Source organism: Sphingomonas sp. G-3-2-10, from assembly GCF_012927115.1.
Lineage (GTDB): Bacteria > Pseudomonadota > Alphaproteobacteria > Sphingomonadales > Sphingomonadaceae > Sphingomonas.
Genome location: NZ_JABBFY010000003.1, coordinates 249,840 through 267,680, shown reverse-complemented (window position 1 = coordinate 267,680; position 17,841 = coordinate 249,840). Strand labels below are relative to the sequence as shown.

The following is a 17,841-nucleotide window of genomic DNA, read 5'->3' as shown; positions in this document are numbered from 1 at the left end:
TCTCCCTCAACCCTGGCTGACTGCCGCGATCGCATCGGCGACCCGGTCGACATTCTTGCTGTTCAGTCCGGCGACGTTGACGCGGCCGGAGCTCGTCAGATGGACGTGATGATCGCGGCGCAGCGTCTCGACGCCCTCGGGCGAAATGCCCAGCATCGTGAACATGCCGCGCTGGCGGGCGATAAAGCCATAGTCGCGCGCACTCTGCCCCGCGAGGCGCGCGGCCAGCCGCTCGCGCATCGTGTTGATCCGCTCGCGCATCGTGCGCAGCTCGACTTCCCAGCCCGCGCGCGCCGTCGCATCGTCCAGCACCTGAGCGACCACCGCAGCGCCATGATCGGGCGGCATCGAATAGAGGGTGCGGATCACCGGCAGCGTATGCGCATGCGCCAGCACCGCATCCTTCTCGCTTCCGCCGACCACGGTCAGCGCGCCCACGCGCTCGCGATACATGGCGAAATTCTTCGAGCAGGAACTGGCGACGATCAGCTCGGGCAACCGGCTGGCGAGCAGGCGGACGCCCGCCGCATCCTGCTCCAGCCCGTCGCCAAGACCGAGATAGGCCAGATCGACCAGCACCGCCGCGCCGGCCTTCTCCAGCAGGTCGGCCACTGCAGACCATTGGTCGATATCCAGATCCGCGCCGGTCGGATTGTGGCAGCAACCATGCACCAGCAGCGTGTCGTTCGCGCGCAGATCGGCCAGCGCAGCCATCATCGCATCGAACTTCAGCGCGCCGCTGGCGAGGTCGTAATAGGGATAGACGACGATCTCGTGCCCGCTGGCCTTCAGGATGCCGGGATGGTTCGGCCAGGTCGGGCCGGGGATGAACACCCGCCCCTCGGGCCGCAGCCGCTTGAGCAGGTCCGAAGCCACGCGCAGCGCGCCGGTGCCGCCCGGCGCCTGTATCGTGCGTGCGCGCTGATACGCGTCGCTGCCTTCGGGAAACAGCAGCCCGCGCATCTGCAGGTTGAAGTCGGGATTGCCCGCGGAGGAGAGGTAGCGCTTGCTCGGCTGGTTCTCGACCAGCCAGCGCTCGGCGGCCTTTACGCAATCGAGCACCGGGGCCTTGCCCTGCTCGTCATGATAGATGCCGATGCCGAGATCGACCTTGTCGGGGCTGGCGTCGCGCGCGAGCAGCTGGGCAAGCCCCAGGATCGGATCGAGGGGTGGCTCGGCTAATTCGGCGAACATTGATCTCTCCACTTGTTACGCTATACGATACTCAGTAGCGATATACGTTACAATAGCCGTTTCGGACTCCATGCGATATTTCGTGTCGTTCGGGGCTGAAGCGTCTGAGAATGGGAGGGAAAGCGCCATATGTGCATCGTCTGCGCCAGCGCTTCGCAAGCCGGCGGAACCGCCAGCCTGCCCCGCCCCTCGATCGATGCCGAACGGCGCGCGGCGGGAGTCGCATTTCTCCGCTGCCATCCGAGCGTCGATCTCCACGCCCATCCCGGCCGCTTCTTCATGCGCGGCGCTGCGCGGACCGAGTTCACCGCTTCCTATCCCGAACCCGATCCCGATGGTGCAATCGCGGACATGCGCGCGGGGCTGGTGGCTGCCGCCTTCTTCGCCACCGTCGCCGACCTCCCGGTGCTGGGCCGCACCGGCAAGGGCCTCGGCGCAGTGCGTGACTTCGCACCCAGCGAAGCGCTGGCGGACCATTGGCGGCAGATTGACGCGGCGGACGCACTGTTCCGCGCGAACGGCCTGTCCACGCATGAGATCGCCACGGGAAAGCTGACCGGGCTGATCTCGGTCGAGGGCGGCGACTTTATCGAGGACCGCCTCGATCGCATCGCCGAAGCCGCCGCACGCGGCGTCCGCTCGATCACCCTCATCCACTACCGCACCAACCAGATCGGCGATACGCAGACCGAAGCGCCGACGCATGGCGGCCTCACCCCGCTCGGTCGCGAGACGATCCGCGCGATGGAGGCGGCGGGGGTGCTGGTCGATCTCTCGCACGCGACTTTGGATACCGTCCGCGACGCCACCGCCATCGCCACGCGTCCGATGCTGCTGTCGCATTCCAACGTCGCGCCGATCAGCGGCACGCATCCCCGGCTGATCTCGCTCGATCACGCCCGCATGGTCACCGCGACCGGCGGCGTGGTCGGCTGCGTCCCCGCCGGGTTCGCCCAGGCCAGCTTCGAGGATTTCGTCGAGACCATCCTGCGCACGGTTGACCAGCTCGGCGTCGATCATGTCGCCATCGGGACCGACATGGATTTCACCTATCGCAGCGTGCTGCCCGGCTATCGCGACTGGCCTGCACTCGCCGGCACGCTGCTGGCGCGCCTGACCGAAGATGAAGCCGCCCGGGTGATGGGCGGCAATGTGATGAGGCTATTGGCATGACCGACACGACGACCCGCCCGCCAATCGAATATTTCCCCGGCGGCCGCCCCGGCTCGCCCTTTTCCCGCGCCGTCCGCGTCGGCGACGTGCTCTACGTCTCCGGCCAGATCGGCAGCCGTCCGGACGGCACCAAGGCCGACGATCTCGCCGGCCAGACCCGCCAGACGATGGACAATATCGCCGCCGTCCTCGCAACGTTCGGCCTGGGCATGGATTCGATCTTCAAATGCACGGTGATGCTGGCCGATATGGACCAGTGGCGCGAGTTCAACACCGTCTATCTGGAGTATTTCGCCCCCGTCCGCCTGCCCGCCCGCAGCGCGTTCGGCGCGGCCAAACTGGTCGGCGGCGCGCTCACCGAAGTCGAGTGTCTCGCTTATATGCCGGGCTGATCCCTTCGCAATCTTCCCCCGGAGGGGGAGGAGTGAAACGCTAAGCTTGAAATGTTGGATTTCACCTGCTTCGCTCAGCGCGCCGGGAAGCTCCGGCGCGCGCTTTGACATCGCGATCTTCGATCTGTGACGGCCACTCCGCCACTCCCGCAAAACATGCGCGATAGTGTCAACTTCGTGTCAACTTAGCGAGGCTTTCCGGCGCATCCGGCAGCGACCTCAGCGCCGCTCCTCAGCGGAGCCGAGCGGCGGCGCGTTGCGCGGCTTCCATCCGCGCCGCCGTCATCCCCCTCGTCAGCTCGCGATAGCGCGCCGCAACGTCGGGCGCTCGCTCCGGAGATCCCGCGTCGAACGGCGGCTGCGGGTTATATTCGTTGCCCAGCTGGATCAGCTTGGCCTGATCCTCGCCCCATATCTGCGCGATCAGCGTCAGCGCGAAGTCGATCCCCGCGGTCACGCCTCCGCCGGTAACCCGGTTGCGGTCGATCACCACCCGCTCATGCACCGGGATCGCGCCCAGCACCGGCAATATGTCCATCGCGCTCCAGTGCGTCGCCGCGCGATAGCCCTTGAGCAGCCCCGCCGCACCCAGCACCAAAGCACCGGTGCAGACCGAAGTCACCCATTTCGCGCGCGGCGCACGCGCGGCGAGGAAAGCCAGCACCTCCGGGTCCTCCATCAGCTTCGTCGAACCCGGCCCGCCCGGCACGAAAATCATGTCGAGTTCGGGTGCTTCGGCCAGCCGCATCTCGGGCAGCAGGCGATAGCGGGAGTCGGTCACGATCGGATCGAGCGCCTTGCCCAGCAGGATCGTCCGCGCCCCGCGTACCCGCGAGAGAATGTCGAACGGCCCGACGAAATCGAGGTTCGTCATCATGTCGAACGCGATCATGCCCACCGTGAACGGCTGCGATTCCATGCTTCCCTCTCCTGCTCCGGCTTCGGCCGGCACTCCCATCGCAAGCGCCCCGCCGGCGGCAAGCAGCGTGCGTCGATCGATCCCGTTCATAGCGCAACCACCGCGCCGGGGTTCATCCGGTTCTCCGGATCGATCGCGCGCTTCACGCGGCAGAACAGGTCATGCTCCACTTCGCCCACGGCCGCCGCCACCGCATCGCGCATCCGCCGCCCCACGCCATGCTCGGCGCAGATCGACCCGCCATGCGTCAGCGCCAGCCGCTCCAGCGCCGCGCAGATCTCCGCCACGCGCGGCTCGAACGCCGCGACGTCGTTGGTCCCGCGATGCACCGAGAAATGGATATTGCCGTCACCGACATGCCCGAAGCCAAGGCATTCGACGCCAGGCATCAGCGCTTCGGCCAGCGCTTCCGCCTCGTCGAGAAACGCCGGGACCTGTCCCAGCGGCACCGCGACATCGAGCGTCACCGAAGGCTTGGCCGCGATCTTCCCCATCACCACGGCTTCGCGGATCTTCCAGAACTCGCGCCGCTGCGCTTCGCTCTCGGCCAGCGTCCCGTCGAGCACCAGCCCCTGCTCCATCACTTCGCCCAGCGCGGTCTCCAGCGCTTCGCGGAGCGGCAGCAGCCTGGCCGACGACGCGAACTCGATCAGCACGAACCACCCATGATCTCCGATGCCGGGCACCTTGAGACCAGGCACCGCCGCCTCGCCCCATTCGATCCCGCGCCGCTGGATCAGCTCGCACGCGACCACGACATCGCCCAGCGCCGCGCGCAATGCATCGAGCAGACGCAGCGCCGCCGCCGGACTTTCCACTGCCAGCCACGCAGTCTCCACCTGCTGCCACGCCGGCACCAGCCGCAGCGCCGCGGCGGTGACGACGCCCAGCGTCCCCTCCCCGCCGACGAACAGCTGTTTGAGGTCGTACCCCATGTTATTCTTGGCGACGGTCCGCAGCCCGTCCCAAACCCGCCCGTCGGGCAGCACCACTTCGAGGCCCAGCACGAGGCTGCGCATCACGCCGTAGCGCAATGCGCGGATGCCTCCGGCATTGGTCGAGATCAACCCGCCGATCGTCGCGCTGCCTTCGGAGCCAAGCCCGAGCGGTATCGCGAAGCCCTGTTCGGCCACCGCCGCCTGAAGATCGGCAAGAATGCACCCCGCCTCGACCACCACCGTCGCGCCGACCGGATCGATCATGCGGATCGCCCGCATCCGGTCGAGCGACAGCATCACCGCCGGCCGTTCGGCCCCGATCCCGCATCCGCCGACCAGCCCGGTATTCCCGCCCTGCGGCACCACCGCAAGACCGTTCGCCGCCGCATGACGGACGATGGCGGCCACCTCTTCAGACGAGCGTGGCCGCCCCACGGAGAGCACGTGGGACGGCCATTTGCCCGTCGCGTCGCGAAGATAGGTTTCGCGCGCGTCGGCATCGGTGACGAGGATGTCCGCACCCGGCATGTCGAGTGCGGACATCGGTTCGTCAGTAGGTGAAGCGCAGGCCGGCACGATAGTAACGGCCGATGCGGTCATACATGCCTGCGATCGCGACCACCGGGAACGGCGGATCCCGGTCGGTCAGGTTGTTGACGTTGAAGTAGAATTGCAGCTTGCGGTTGCCATCCTTCACCACGTCGATCGAACCCGAGAGATCGAGGTAGAAGCGGCCGTCCACCCGGTTGTTGCCGATCGAGATCGGCGATGCGGGATCGTAATACTGGTCGCCCGGGCCAACCAGCGTGGCGTCGAACTTGCCGCCGCCGACATAACGGCCCTGCAGGCTGACCATGAACGGCTCGGCTGCGTAGGCGATCGATCCGGTCGCGGTCCAGGTCGGCGTGTTGGTCGCGCTGGTCTGCTGGCCGGCGGTGAAGGCAGTGCCGCCCACCGATCCGGCGCGGTCGATCCGGCCGCCCAGCGACTGGATCACGCCCGCCGCGTTGAAGCGCGGTGCTGCGCCGGTGCCGTCGTCGAAGATCAGATCCTTGACGTACGACGCCATGCCGCGAAGCGTCAGCTCGCCGCCGCCCAGCCGGGTGCGGTACGATGCCGAGAAGTCGACGCCCCGCGTCCTTACGCCGGCGATGTTGAGGAGCTGCACCGAGACCGAGTTGATCACCGTTGCCGCGCCCGTGCCGGAGCGGTTCACGAAATTGCAGAAATAGGGCGTGCCCGTTTCCGCGAAGCAATTGTCGAGGATCGACTGGGCCGAGAAGCTCGAGATCGCGCCGCTGATGTTGATGTCGAAATAATCGGCGGACAGCGTCAGGCCGCGGAAGAAGCTGGGCGTGAACACCGCACCGACGGTCAGCGTATCCGCTACCTCCGGCTTCAGGTTCGGGCTGGGCTGGTTGATCGCGGTAATCTGGGTCGTCACGCCGCTGTACGGATTGCGCAACTGGGCGAACGATGCCGTGGTGGCGAACAGCTCGGCATTGTTCGGCGCGCGAATGTCACGCGACCGGGTGACGCGCAGGCGCAGGTCCGAAACCGGCGCGTAGATCGCACCCAGCTTCCACGTCGTGACCCCGCCCGAGCTGGAATAATCGGTGTAGCGGACCGCACCGTTCAGCTCGAGATAGTTGGCGAAGGGCATGTCGCGCAGCAGCGGCGCGACGACTTCGCCGAACACTTCCTTCACATCATAGCCACCGGCATAGGGCTTGGGGTTGCTGTAGTTGAAGCCGTTCGCCTGCGAGATCACGTCGGAGATCGCCTTGGCTTCCTCGCGCCGCCATTCGCCGCCGAACGCCACCGCCAGCGTACCGCCGGGCAGCTTCATCAGCTCGCCCTGCACCGCCAGCGACGCAACCTGCTGCCGCGTGGTGACCTGATAGAAGACGTCGCCGGTCACATAGTCGATCGCCGATGCGCTGGGCGAACCCTGGCCGAACAGGTTGATCGGCACGCAGCCCGAAGCCGCCGAGTTGAAGCGGTTGAGGATCTGGCCGGTGTTGGTCACCGTGCCATTGGCTTGGGTCGCGGCGCAGACGATCTGCCCGTTGACGTTCACCGCATCCACCGCGAACCGGAAATTATTCTCGATGCGCAGATTGGCGACGTTCGCGTTCAGGACGTTGCGGCCATATTGATAATAGCCGTCGATCTTCCAGCCGCCGCCGATGTCGTAATCGAAGCCGGCCACGAAGCGCTCGGTGGTGTTCTGGTTGTCGCGAGCGATGCCGCCGAAATCATTATAGGGACGGCCCAGCGTGAACGACGCGATGTTGTTCGTCACCATGATGTCGCGGATCGACGACGCGAGATACGCATTGTCGCGCAGGATCGTCGCGGCGCCTGCCTGATCGCGAACCGGCGGCGAATTGCCGTAGCCCGCGCTGCGGCCATAGCCCGCCTCGACGAACAGGTTCAGGCCCGGCGACAGTTCGTAATCGAGATGGCCGAACACAGTACGCCGGGTGGTCGGGACGATCATCGTCCAGCCATCCTGCGGGAACAGGCCGACATTGCCGCCGGTAAAGCCGCTGGCAAGCGTGCTGCCGGTGCCATAAGTAGCGAAATTGCCGTAGTTGAAGGCGGTCGGCGCGCCGCCGGGGCCGAACTGGATCCCGCGCAGCACGTCCGCGCCGTTGCCGGCATTGGTGTCGGCGTTCACGCCCGTGATCAGGCCGCCATAGGCCATGTTGATGAAGGTCACGCCCGTCGCATAGATGCGCGACGGCGCATTGGCCGGACGCGCGCCGACATAGGAGATCAGGCCCGGCTGGTCGGCGAAGGAATCACGCGCGAAGATGTCGTTGATGCCGTTCGACTTCACATAGTCGCCGCCGATGATGAAATGGCCGCGGCCGTCATCGAAGGGCGTACCGAACGCCAGCGACACGCGGGTTTCGCGGGCATCGCCGCGATCGCTGATGCCCATCGAGGCATCGCCCTTGAAGCCGTCGAGCCGCTTGTTGAGGATGACGTTGACCACGCCCGAAACGGCGTCCGAACCGTAAGCCGCCGATGCGCCGCCGGTCACCACGTCGATCCGCTCGACCAGGATCTGCGGGATCAGGTTGAGATCGACCTGACCCGTCGCGGCCGAAGGCACGAAGCGGCGGCTGTCGACCAGCGTCAGCGTGCGGATAACGCCCAGCGCGCGAAGATCGGGCGAGAACTGGCCGGTGCCCAGCGTGGCGGCCGTGTTGGTCGACGGTCCCTGCGTGCTGCGGAACGACGGCACTTCGGAAAGGAATTCGCCGATGCTGGTCGAACCGCGCGATTCGAGCACTTCGGAACCCAGCACCTTGGTCGGCGTCGGCGCTTCGACGTCGCGGCGCGAGATGCGGCTGCCGGTCACGATGATCGTGCCGCCTTCGCCCTGCTCGGCCTCTTCCTGCGCTGCGCCGTCCTGCGCCGGGTCAGCCGCCTGAGCATAAGCCGCACCCGGAATCATGCAGAGCGCCGTCGCCAGCAGCATGGCGCGCGTGTTGATCCCCATCTTCTCTCCCTGTCCGTTCCGCAACCTCATTGGGCCACCCTTTCTTGTCTGTGAACGTGTTCGGCAGACATTACCCGGAACCGAAAACGAGTCAATATGCGCGACACTGTAACGTATTACGTGACAAATTCGCATCAGTTTTGGACCTATCCCCGCGCGGCCGGGTACACTCGACGGCATCGGAGCACTCGATATCATTATGTATTTAAAGGATTATATTTGTATATATGACTTTCGGCAGGCCGATTTCGGCCACTCGATCCGGACGCCGCCAGATGTGGTATCGGACGATACTTGTTCGAGTTTGGGAAAGAACGGCATAGCCGCTGCGCACCCCCGAATGGTGATTGGGCAGCCGCTGGCGGCCGGTTAGCGCCGCTGCAACGCCCACTCATGTGAGATTCGCGATGTCCCGGCGACCGATGTTCGATACAGGCGCAGCACTCGTCTTTGGCGGCAGCGGCGGCCTTGGCAGCGCGATCTGCCGGGGGTTCGCCGAACTGGGCAGCCCGGTGGCGCTAACCTGGCGCAGCAACGAGACCGCGGCATCGGCACTGACCGCCGAACTGGCGGCAGGCGGCACGGAAGCAGCAGCCTTCCGCGCCGATGTGACCGATGCAGCATCGGTCGAAGCCGCGGTGCGCGATGCAGTCGCCCGGTTCGGCCGCATCCACAGCGTCGTCTTCGTCGCCGGCGCGATGCCGGTGCAACGCTATATCGGCCAGTATGAAGACGCCGAATGGCGCGAGGCGATCGATGTCGAGGTGCATGGCTTCTACCATGTCGTCCGCGCCGCCCTGCCCCATTTCCGCGCGAATGAGAGCGGTGCCTTCGTCCATCTGGGGTCCGCCGGCGATCTCGCCTGGGCCAATCGCGATGGCCTGTCGGTGATCCCCAAGGCCGCCAACGAAGCGATGGTGCGTGGCATCGCGCGCGAGGAAGGGCGCTATGGCATCCGGGCGAATTCGGTGCTGATCGGCGTGATCGAGGGCGGCATGTTCATCAAGTTCCGCGACGCCGGAGTGTTCGACGATGCGTGGATCGCGAAGACCCATGAACGGCTCGGCCTGAAACGCCTCGGCAAGCCCGAGGAGATTGCCGATGCCGTCACCTTCCTCGCCTCTCGCCGCGCATCCTATGTCACCGGCCAGCAGATTTCGGTCGCGGGCGGCTACGGCATCTAAAGCTCAGCGGAACAGATCCTCCTGCGGCGGCCGCAGGAGATCGTCGGCGCCATCGTCCGCTTGTCTGGTGAAGCGCACCCCGCGCACCAGCGCAGCGGGCGTACCTTCCGCCCCCTCGCCCATCGCGAGCACCGCCGCCGCCGCGACGGAATCGATCGCCGCGACCCAGGTGGCCTGCAACGGGCGACCGTACAGGTCGAGGCTGCCGCAACGGTCGTCGAGCGCGGGCATCCCGCTCGATCCGATCGCGGTGCCGATCGTGCCCAGCCGCCATGCCCGACCGAGACTGTCGGCAACGATCACCCCCACCGCAACCCCGCTCCGCGCCGCGATCGCCTCGCGAATACCGCGCGCGCTGTGGTCCGGGTCCTCCGGCCACAGCAGCACCGTCCCGGTATCCCCGCCCGCCACATTCGACGCGTCGATGCCCGAATTGGCGGTGACGTGGCCGGTGCGATGCCGTGTGATGAGGACATTGGGCACCGCGCGCATCACTTCCAGCGCTTCGTCGAGGATCAGCTGCACCAGCGCAGCCGGCTTGCGCACGGTTTCGGCCAACTCCCGCGCCCGCTTGCCGGGAGACACGCTCGCCAGATCGACGGTGCGCCCTTCGGCTTTCGACACGATCTTCTGCGCGACCACCAATATGTCGCCTTCGGCGAGCGCGATTTCCTGACGCTCCAGCGCGGCAAGGATCGCGCCCGCCAGATCGTCGCCACGCTCGAACAGCGGCAGGCCGTGTAACGGCATGACCAATAGTGCACCATCCCCTGTCAAGAATTAATTTACCGATCGATTGCTTGGTAACGCATTTCCTTCCATCATGGCGGCCGATAATCAAGCGGGAAGAAGATGATCGATGCGGAAGGTAACCGTCCTGACCGGCGGCGTCGGCGGCGCCAAGCTCGTGCTGGGCCTGACCGCGCTCGAGTTCGCGCCGCAGGTCACCGCGATCGTCAACACCGGCGACGACTTCCGCCATCTCGGCCTCGCCGTGTCGCCCGATATCGACACCTTGCTCTATGTCCTGTCCGGGCAGGACAACCGCACCCAGGGCTGGGGCCGGGAAGGCGAGAGCTGGTCGTTCATGGCCGCGCTGCGCTCGCTCGGCGGCGCGGACTGGTTCGCGCTGGGCGACGGCGACCTCGCGCTCCACATCCTGCGCACCAGCCGCCTCGCCGCCGGGGAACCGCTGTCGGAGATCGTGGCCGGCTTCGCCCGAAGCTGGAACATCGCCGCGCGCATCCTGCCGATGAGCGACGATCCGGTCGCCACGATGATCGACACCGACGAAGGCGAACTGGCCTTTCAGGACTATTTCGTCGCACGCCAGTGCCGCCCCGTGGCCAGAGCGATCCGCTTCGCCGGGGCCGCCGGGGCACGCCCCGCGCCGGGCGTCGCCGAAGCCATCCTCGATCCCGAGACCGACTCGATCCTGATCGCCCCGTCCAACCCGTGGCTCAGCGTCGATCCGATCCTCGCCGTGCCCGAGATCGCCTATGCCCTCGCCACCGCCACCGCGCCGATCGTCGCCATCTCCCCGATCGTCGGGGGCGAAGCGGTGAAGGGGCCGACCGCCAAGCTGATGCGCGAATTCGGCCTGCCCGTGACGACCGAAGCCATCGCGGCGCATTATGCCCGGGTCATCGACGGCATCCTCGTCGACGGGCGAGACACCGTCTCCGGCCTCTCGCTACCCTATGCGGTGGAAGACACGCTGATGCGCGACCTGACCGATCGCAAGCGCGTCGCCGCCGCCGCGCTCGACCTCGCCCGGACCATCGCATGCTCTGGACAGCACTGATCCCGTTCAAGACACGAGCGCGCAAGTCGCGCCTCGCCGGGCGGCTCGCCCCCGCGAACCGTGAGCGGCTGGCGCTGGCGATGTTCCGCCATGTCGCGGCCACGCTCGGCCAGTCGCCCGCGATCGGCCGCATCCTCGTCCTGTCGGATGCCCCGTTGCCGACCTGGCAGGGCGAGTGGATCCGCGACCGGGGCAGCGGCCTGAACGCCGAGCTGGAAGCCGCGCGGCACACGCTCGCCCGCGAGCACCTGCTGGTCATCCATGCCGACCTGCCCTTCCTCGCAGCCGGCGACATAGGCGCGCTGACGGGTGCAGCCCTGCCCAACGGCGCGATCGCTCCGGATCGCCACGCCACCGGTACCAACGCCCTCGCCCTGCCCCCGGGCGTCGTGCTGCCCTTCGCCTTCGGCCCGGACTCCTTCGCGCGCCATCGCGAGGCAGGCAGGCCATCGGCACGGATCATCCGCCGCCGCGGCCTGTCGCACGATATCGACACGCCCGACGACCTCGATTCAAGCACCGCCATATATTTTGACAGCCTTGAACAAGCGCACTAACCAAGCGATCGATCAAATACGGAATCGCCCGCTTGCAGACGCCATCCCTCCCACAAATCGAAGCCGCTTCGGCCAGCGAACTGATGCCGCTCGCCGAAGCGATGACGCTCGCGGCGCACGGTCCGCTGGTCACCTGGTCGCGCAAGGTATTCATCCCGCTGACCCGGCTGTGCCGCGACGTCTGCCACTATTGCACCTTCGCCACGACGCCGTCGCGGGTCGACCGCCCCTATCTCTCCCGCGACGAGGTTCTGGAGATCGCCCGCGCCGGGGAGCGCGCCGGCTGCCGCGAAGCGTTGTTCACGCTGGGGGACATGCCCGAGGCGCGCTATCCCGTCGCCCGCGCCGCGCTGGCCGAAACCGGCCACGCCACCACGCTTGCCTATCTCGGCGAGATGGCCCGCGCGGTCGCCGACGAGACCAGCCTGCTGCCCCATCTCAACCCCGGCCTGATGGGCCCCCGCGATCTCGCCGCGCTGCGCACCTGCTCGGTCTCGATGGGCATCATGCTCGAATGCGTGTCGGAGCGGTTGTGCGAACCCGGCGGCCCGCATCACGGATCGCCCGACAAGCACCCCGCCGCTCGCCTCGCCACGCTGGAGGCAGCGGGTGTCGCGCGCATCCCGATGACTACCGGCCTGCTGATCGGCATCGGCGAAACCCGGAGCGAGCGCATCGCCTCGCTCGCCGCGATCCGCGATCTCCACGCCCGGCACGGCCATATTCAGGAAGTCATCATCCAGAATTTCCGCGCCAAGCCCGGTACGCGGATGGCCGATCACCCCGAACCCGGTCTCGACGAGCATCTCTGGACCATCGCCGCCGCGCGCCTGATCCTGGGCGGGGAGATGACGATCCAGGCGCCGCCCAATCTCCAGCGGCCCGAGGATCTGCCCGCCTTGCTCCGGGCCGGCGTGAACGATTGGGGCGGCGTGTCCCCGGTCACCGCCGATCACGTCAATCCCGAAGCGCCCTGGCCCCACCTCGCCGTACTGGAGCAGGCCACGAGCACCGCCGGGCGCCAGCTTCACGAGCGGCTCGCGATCGGCCCGCGCCACGCGGTGCGTGCCGAAACCTGGGTCGATCCAGCCCTGCGCCCGCGCGTGCTGCGCGCGATCGACGGACGCGGCCTGCCCAGGACCGATCTGTGGGCGGCAGGCGTCAGCCAGATGCCGCCCCCCGGCGCAACTCGCCCGGCGAGCCCCGCCGCATCGCTCTCCGCCACCTTCTCCGAAGACCAGATCGTCCGCCTCTTCCGCGCCGACGAAGCCGATGCCCACGCCATCGCCGCCGCCGCCGACCGGCTCCGCGAGCAAACCGCCGGTCCCGCCGTCAGCTATGTCGTCAACCAGAACATCAACTACACCAATATCTGCCTCTATCGCTGCGGCTTCTGCGCCTTCTCGAAGGGCAGCACCAAGGCATTGCGCGGCCCGGCCTATCGCATGGACTTCGCCGAGATCGGCCGCCGCGCCGCCGAAGCCGTGTCGCGCGGCGCGACCGAAGTCTGCCTTCAGGGCGGCATCCACCCGGATTATGACGGCAACGTCTATCGCGACATCGTCCGCGCCGTCCGCGCCGCGGCGCCCGGCGTGCACATCCACGCCTTTTCCCCGCTCGAAATCCTCCACGGCGCAACCACATTGGGCCGCAGCGTCCGCGATTTCCTCGCCGAGCTGCGCGACGAGGGCCTCTCGACCCTGCCCGGCACCGCCGCCGAGATCCTCGACCCCGAAGTCCGCGCAATCCTCTGCCCCGACAAGCTGACCGCCGACGAGTGGATCGAAGTGATGCGCGCCGCCCACAGTGTCGGCCTGCGCTCCACCGCGACGATCATGTTCGGCCATGTCGACGAATATCGCCATTGGGCGCGGCACCTGTTGCGGGTCCGCGCGCTGCAGGAGGAGACCGGCGGCTTCACCGAATTCGTCCCCCTCCCCTTCGTCCATCCCGAAGCGCCGATCTGGCGGCGGGGGCAGGCGCGCTCCGGCCCCAGCTGGCGCGAAGCGATGCTGATGCACGCCGTCGCGCGCCTCGTGCTCCATCCGGTGATCCCCAATATCCAGGTCTCCTGGGTGAAGATGGGCCGCGAAGGCGCGGCGGCGATGCTGAACGCGGGCGCGAACGATCTGGGCGGCACGCTGATGAGCGAGTCGATCACCAGCGCCGCGGGCGGCCAGCACGGCCGCGAGATGGGCGAGGACGAACTGATCGCGATCGCCGCGGCCGCCGGCCGCCCGTCGCGCCAGCGCACCACGCTGTACGGCGAGCCGGCCCGCCCGGCCCTGCTGGTCAATTGAGAGGAATATCATGGATCTGAGCGGCAAGCGCATCGCCGTCATCGGCGGCACCGGAAAACTGGGCGCGGCGCTCGCGTGGCGCTTTGCGCGGTCCGGGCTGGATGTGATCGTCGGCTCGCGATCGGCGGAAAGCGCCATCGAATGTGCGGCGGGGATCGGCAAGGGTGCGCAAGGCATGACCAATGCCGACGCCGCAGCAGCAGGCGATGTCGTGTTGCTCGCCATCCCCTTCGCAGCACAGGACGCGACCGCCGCCGAGATCGCACCCCATGTCGCGGGCAAGATCGTGATCGACACCAGCGTGCCCCTGAAGCCGCCCGCCGTGATGCGCGTCCAGCTCCCGCCCGAAGGCAGCGCGGCGCAACGGCTGCAAGGGCTGCTCGGCGAAGCGGTCACCGTGATATCCGCCTTCCACAGCGTTGCCGCGCACAAGCTGGCGACGGACGCGGTGGTCGATTGCGACGTGCTCGTCTTCGGCAACGACAAGGAAGCGCGCAGCGTCGGCATCGCGCTGGCCGACGCCGCCGGCCTGCGCGGCCTGCATGGCGGCGCGCTGGCCAATTCGGCGGCAGCCGAAGCGCTGACCTCGGTGCTGATCTTTCTCAACAAGACCTATCAGGTCGATGGCGCGGGCATCCGCATCACCGGCGCGTTGAGGGAAGCGGCAGCATGAGCAGCCTCGTCCTAACCTTCGTCGATCCCGAAGGCGGCGAGGAAGCCTTTCGCAACTGGTTCGACACCAGCCAGTCGCGTGCTACCGCAAAGCTGCCGGGCTTCGAGACGGCGCTATGCGTCGCGCTCGACGAGGTCCAGATCCTCCCCGACCAGCCCCGGCCGTGGCGCATGGCCATGCTCCACTGGTTCGATGCGCCCGCCGATGCGGTGCCGCTCGTCTATCTCGAAGCGATCTTCGCGGCCGGCGGGGCGATCAACGCGTTCGCCAGCCATATGTTCGAATGCGTCGCGCCGTGGCGGCTGGCGGAGGGCGCGTCGCTGGACAGCCTCACCCACCTGACCATCGTCATGGGCAACGCCGCCCCAGGGCGCGATGCCGATTACAATCGCTGGTATGACGAGCAGCACACGCCCGACGTGATCGCCACACCCGAAGTCGCCGGGATGTGGCGCGGACGGCTCTCCGCGGAGCAGATGCGCCCTGCACAGCCACAGCCCGCCGGCTATGTCGTGCTGGTCGTCGCATCGACCGGGGACGCCAGGGCGATGCTCGGCGAAATGGCCGCGCGGACGATGGGCACCAGCGCCAGCGGCATCCGCCACGCCCCGCGCTCCGACGCCGTCTCGAACGAACGGACCATCCACTTCTTCCGCAAGACCTGAAGCCCGTTCAGGGGCGCAGATGCTCCAGATCCTGGAACTGCCGCCACCCGACGATCTCCAGATCATAGCCCGCCAGCGCCGCGAGGTTGGGCTTGGCCGACGTCAGCGGCACCATCCGCCGCACCCCCAGATCGAGCAATATCTGCGCACCGATGCCGTAATCGCGGGTCGCCTGATCGATGCAGGTATGCGCGTCGCCCGAAAGCTGGCGCGACAGCCAGCCCTTCTCGCTGTTCTGGAGCAGCACCGCCACGCCCGGCCCCTCATGCGTCGCGATCCAGCGCAGCGCCGTGACCAGGTGGCTGTCGCGCCCGTTCGACAGGCCCAGCACGTCGGTGCCGATATCGAGCCGGTGCATCCGCACCATCACGTCGTCGCTCGCGCCGATCTCGTCCTTCACCAACGCGACATGCTCGGATTCGTCGATCAGGTTGCGATAGACGATCGCGTTGAAACTGCCGTGGACGCTCTCGAACGGCATTTCGGAAACGCGCGCGACGTTGCGCTCGGTCTGGCGGCGATAGGCGATCAGGTCGGCAATGGTGCCGATCGCCAGCTGATGCTTCTCGGCAAAGCCGATGAGGTCGGGCAGCCGCGCCATCGACCCGTCCTCGTTCATGATCTCGCAGATCACGCCGGAGGGATTGAGGCCCGCGAGCCGGGCGATGTCCACGGCGGCTTCGGTATGCCCCGCGCGCACCAGCACGCCGCCGTCGCGCGCGACCAGCGGAAAGACATGGCCCGGCGTCACGATATCGTCGGCGCCATGACCTGAATCGATGGCCACCGCGATCGTCCGCGCGCGGTCATGGACCGAAATGCCGGTCGTCACGCCTTCGCGCGCCTCGATCGAGACGGTGAAGGCCGTGCCGTGCTGGGTCCCGTTCTCCACCGCCATCGGCGACAGGCGAAGCTGGCGCGCGCGCTCGCCCGAAATGGCGAGGCAGATCAGGCCGCGGCAATATTTCGCCATGAAATTGAGCACCTCGGGCGTCGCCATCTGGGCGGGCACGATGACGTCGCCTTCATTCTCGCGGGACTCCGCATCGACGAGGATGAAGGGCCTGCCGTTGCGGGCACCTTCGATGATGTCGGCGATCGGGGTGATGGATGGTTGCCACTGTGGCGCCATGAGACGACTCCATTGTTGCATGCGAAGTAACCAACCGTTCGATTGGTTACAAGATACAATGACGCGCCTCGCTTACCCTACATCATGAACCAAACTCTTTTGATTGATCGCTTGGTTTTTGGCTGCTAGGCTTACTGCTCACGGCCATGAGAAGCCCAAAGGGCGCGCGCCGATCAGGAGGGAAGATGCAGACCGAACGACCCAGATTGTCCCTGCGCATCGTGATGCTGACATCGGGCATCCCCGCGACGCTCTGCTTCACCGCGATCTCGCCGATCCTGCCCAAGATGGAAGCCGCGCTGGCCCAGGGACCGGGCGACGCCTTTCTGGTCAAGATGGTCCTGGCGGTGGTCGGACTGGCGATGGTGTTCGGCTCACCGCTCGCGGGATGGCTGGCCGACAAGATGAGCCGCGTCACGCTGATGGCGATCGCGATGCTGGTCTGGGCGGTGTTCGGCTGCATGGGCTATCTGATCGGCGAACTGCATGTGATGGTCGCCTCGCGGCTGATCGTCGGGCTCGCGGCCGCGACCGCGCTGACCGTCGGGCTGACGATGATCGGCGATCTCGCCTATCCGGCGCTGCGGCTCAAATATATGGGTGTGCAGGTCGCGATCTCGACGATCACCAGCATCATCACCTCGCCCATCGCGGGCGTGGTCGGCGACATCTACTGGCGCCTCCCCTTCCTGCTCTATGCGATCAGCCTGCCGCTGGCGCTGGTCGCGTGGAGCCTGCGCGGCAACGAGCCTGCCCGCGCGGTCGCCGGGGCATCGGACGCGCCCGGGCTTGGTGCCGATGCCAAGTTCCGCTTTCCCTTCGGCCTGATGTTCCTCGGGCTTTGCTGCGGCACGATCACCTTCGCGCCCGTCACCTACATGCCCTTCCACTTCCGCGATCTGGGCGTCGATCAGGCGAAGATCATCGCGATCGCGCTGAGCGCGGAGACCGTGGCGATCGCGATCATGGCCAGCCAATATGGCCGCGCGCGCCAGTATCTCTCAACCGAGAGCGTGTTCACGATCAGCTTCCTGCTCTCTGGCGCGGGCCTCGGCATCGCCGCGATCGCCACCGACTGGCGCGTCGCTGCCTTCGGCCTGCTGGTCTTCGGCTTCGGCGTGGGCTGGTTCGCCGCCAATGTCGTGGCGCGCGCCTCGGCCTTCTCGGCTCCGCAATATCGCGGCCGCACCGTCGGGCTGGTCAAGGGCGCGCACCTGTTCGCGTCGTTCCTCGCCGTGCTGGCGCTGGAACCGGTCGGACGCGCCGGCGGGCCGCCTGCCGTGCTGCTGGTGCTGACCGCGCTCGCCTGGCTGATCGCACTCTATTTCGCGACCCGCATCTATGGCGGGAAAGGCCGCACGCCGCTGGCCGTCGCCGAGAACACTGCCTGAACGAT

At 67.2% G+C, this 17,841-nt stretch carries 15 protein-coding genes; 9 read left to right on the top strand and 6 right to left on the bottom strand.

The window, feature by feature from the left end; all coding sequences use genetic code 11:
- Positions 1-6 precede the first annotated feature (6 nt).
- Entirely contained in the window at positions 7-1,194 is a 1,188-nt protein-coding gene (locus tag HHL13_RS21895) for an amino acid aminotransferase (RefSeq protein ID WP_169558094.1), read from the bottom strand.
- A 129-nt stretch (positions 1,195-1,323) separates the two neighbouring features.
- Here HHL13_RS21895 and HHL13_RS21890 point away from each other — a divergent pair, with 129 nt between their 5' ends.
- Positions 1,324-2,367, top strand: coding sequence for a membrane dipeptidase (locus HHL13_RS21890; RefSeq protein ID WP_169558093.1), 1,044 nt, complete (start codon positions 1,324-1,326; stop codon positions 2,365-2,367).
- Positions 2,364-2,759, top strand: a complete 396-nt coding sequence (locus tag HHL13_RS21885; protein WP_169558092.1) for a RidA family protein — start codon at positions 2,364-2,366, stop codon at positions 2,757-2,759. The genes HHL13_RS21890 and HHL13_RS21885 overlap by 4 nt, the downstream gene beginning before the upstream one ends.
- 232 nt (positions 2,760-2,991) lie before the next feature.
- Here HHL13_RS21885 and HHL13_RS21880 read toward each other — a convergent pair whose 3' ends face one another.
- From HHL13_RS21880 to HHL13_RS21870, 3 genes are all read right to left on the bottom strand, one after another.
- A complete protein-coding gene (locus HHL13_RS21880; protein ID WP_169558091.1) occupies positions 2,992-3,678 on the bottom strand; it encodes a DJ-1/PfpI family protein in 687 nt (228 codons plus the stop codon).
- An 86-nt stretch (positions 3,679-3,764) separates the two neighbouring features.
- On the bottom strand, positions 3,765-5,159 hold the full coding sequence (locus HHL13_RS21875; protein ID WP_169558090.1) for an FAD-binding oxidoreductase: 1,395 nt from the start codon (positions 5,157-5,159) through the stop codon (positions 3,765-3,767).
- A gap of 7 nt (positions 5,160-5,166) precedes the next feature.
- On the bottom strand, positions 5,167-8,130 hold the full coding sequence (locus HHL13_RS21870) for a TonB-dependent receptor (protein ID WP_169558089.1): 2,964 nt from the start codon (positions 8,128-8,130) through the stop codon (positions 5,167-5,169).
- A 407-nt stretch (positions 8,131-8,537) separates the two neighbouring features.
- Here HHL13_RS21870 and HHL13_RS21865 point away from each other — a divergent pair, with 407 nt between their 5' ends.
- On the top strand, positions 8,538-9,314 hold the full coding sequence (locus tag HHL13_RS21865) for an SDR family NAD(P)-dependent oxidoreductase (RefSeq protein ID WP_169558088.1): 777 nt from the start codon (positions 8,538-8,540) through the stop codon (positions 9,312-9,314).
- 3 nt (positions 9,315-9,317) lie between these two features.
- Here the strand turns inward: HHL13_RS21865 and cofE are convergent, their stop codons facing one another.
- Positions 9,318-10,064: a coenzyme F420-0:L-glutamate ligase gene (cofE, locus tag HHL13_RS21860; RefSeq protein ID WP_169558087.1), complete on the bottom strand. Its 747-nt coding sequence runs from the start codon at positions 10,062-10,064 to the stop codon at positions 9,318-9,320.
- Between the two features lie 109 nt (positions 10,065-10,173).
- Here cofE and cofD point away from each other — a divergent pair, with 109 nt between their 5' ends.
- The 5 genes from cofD to HHL13_RS21835 all read left to right on the top strand — a co-directional run bounded on the left by cofD (position 10,174) and on the right by HHL13_RS21835 (position 15,313).
- Entirely contained in the window at positions 10,174-11,118 is a 945-nt protein-coding gene (gene cofD / locus HHL13_RS21855; RefSeq protein ID WP_169558086.1) for a 2-phospho-L-lactate transferase, read from the top strand.
- Positions 11,100-11,675, top strand: coding sequence for a 2-phospho-L-lactate guanylyltransferase (cofC, locus tag HHL13_RS21850; RefSeq protein ID WP_169558085.1), 576 nt, complete (start codon positions 11,100-11,102; stop codon positions 11,673-11,675). The genes cofD and cofC overlap by 19 nt, the downstream gene beginning before the upstream one ends.
- Positions 11,676-11,758: 83 nt before the next feature.
- On the top strand, positions 11,759-13,975 hold the full coding sequence (cofH, locus tag HHL13_RS21845; protein WP_169558183.1) for a 5-amino-6-(D-ribitylamino)uracil--L-tyrosine 4-hydroxyphenyl transferase CofH: 2,217 nt from the start codon (positions 11,759-11,761) through the stop codon (positions 13,973-13,975).
- 10 nt (positions 13,976-13,985) lie between these two features.
- Positions 13,986-14,648, top strand: coding sequence for an NADPH-dependent F420 reductase (gene npdG, locus HHL13_RS21840; RefSeq protein ID WP_169558084.1), 663 nt, complete (start codon positions 13,986-13,988; stop codon positions 14,646-14,648).
- Positions 14,645-15,313 carry a hypothetical protein gene (locus HHL13_RS21835; RefSeq protein WP_169558083.1) on the top strand — a complete coding sequence of 223 codons (669 nt, stop codon included), beginning with the start codon at positions 14,645-14,647 and terminating at the stop codon, positions 15,311-15,313. Before npdG ends, HHL13_RS21835 begins: the two co-directional genes overlap by 4 nt.
- Before the next feature lie 7 nt (positions 15,314-15,320).
- Here the strand turns inward: HHL13_RS21835 and ribB are convergent, their stop codons facing one another.
- On the bottom strand, positions 15,321-16,445 hold the full coding sequence (gene ribB, locus HHL13_RS21830; RefSeq protein WP_169558082.1) for a 3,4-dihydroxy-2-butanone-4-phosphate synthase: 1,125 nt from the start codon (positions 16,443-16,445) through the stop codon (positions 15,321-15,323).
- A 185-nt stretch (positions 16,446-16,630) separates the two neighbouring features.
- Here ribB and HHL13_RS21825 point away from each other — a divergent pair, with 185 nt between their 5' ends.
- Positions 16,631-17,836 carry an MFS transporter gene (locus tag HHL13_RS21825; RefSeq protein WP_169558081.1) on the top strand — a complete coding sequence of 402 codons (1,206 nt, stop codon included), beginning with the start codon at positions 16,631-16,633 and terminating at the stop codon, positions 17,834-17,836.
- The last annotated feature ends 5 nt before the right edge of the window (positions 17,837-17,841 follow it).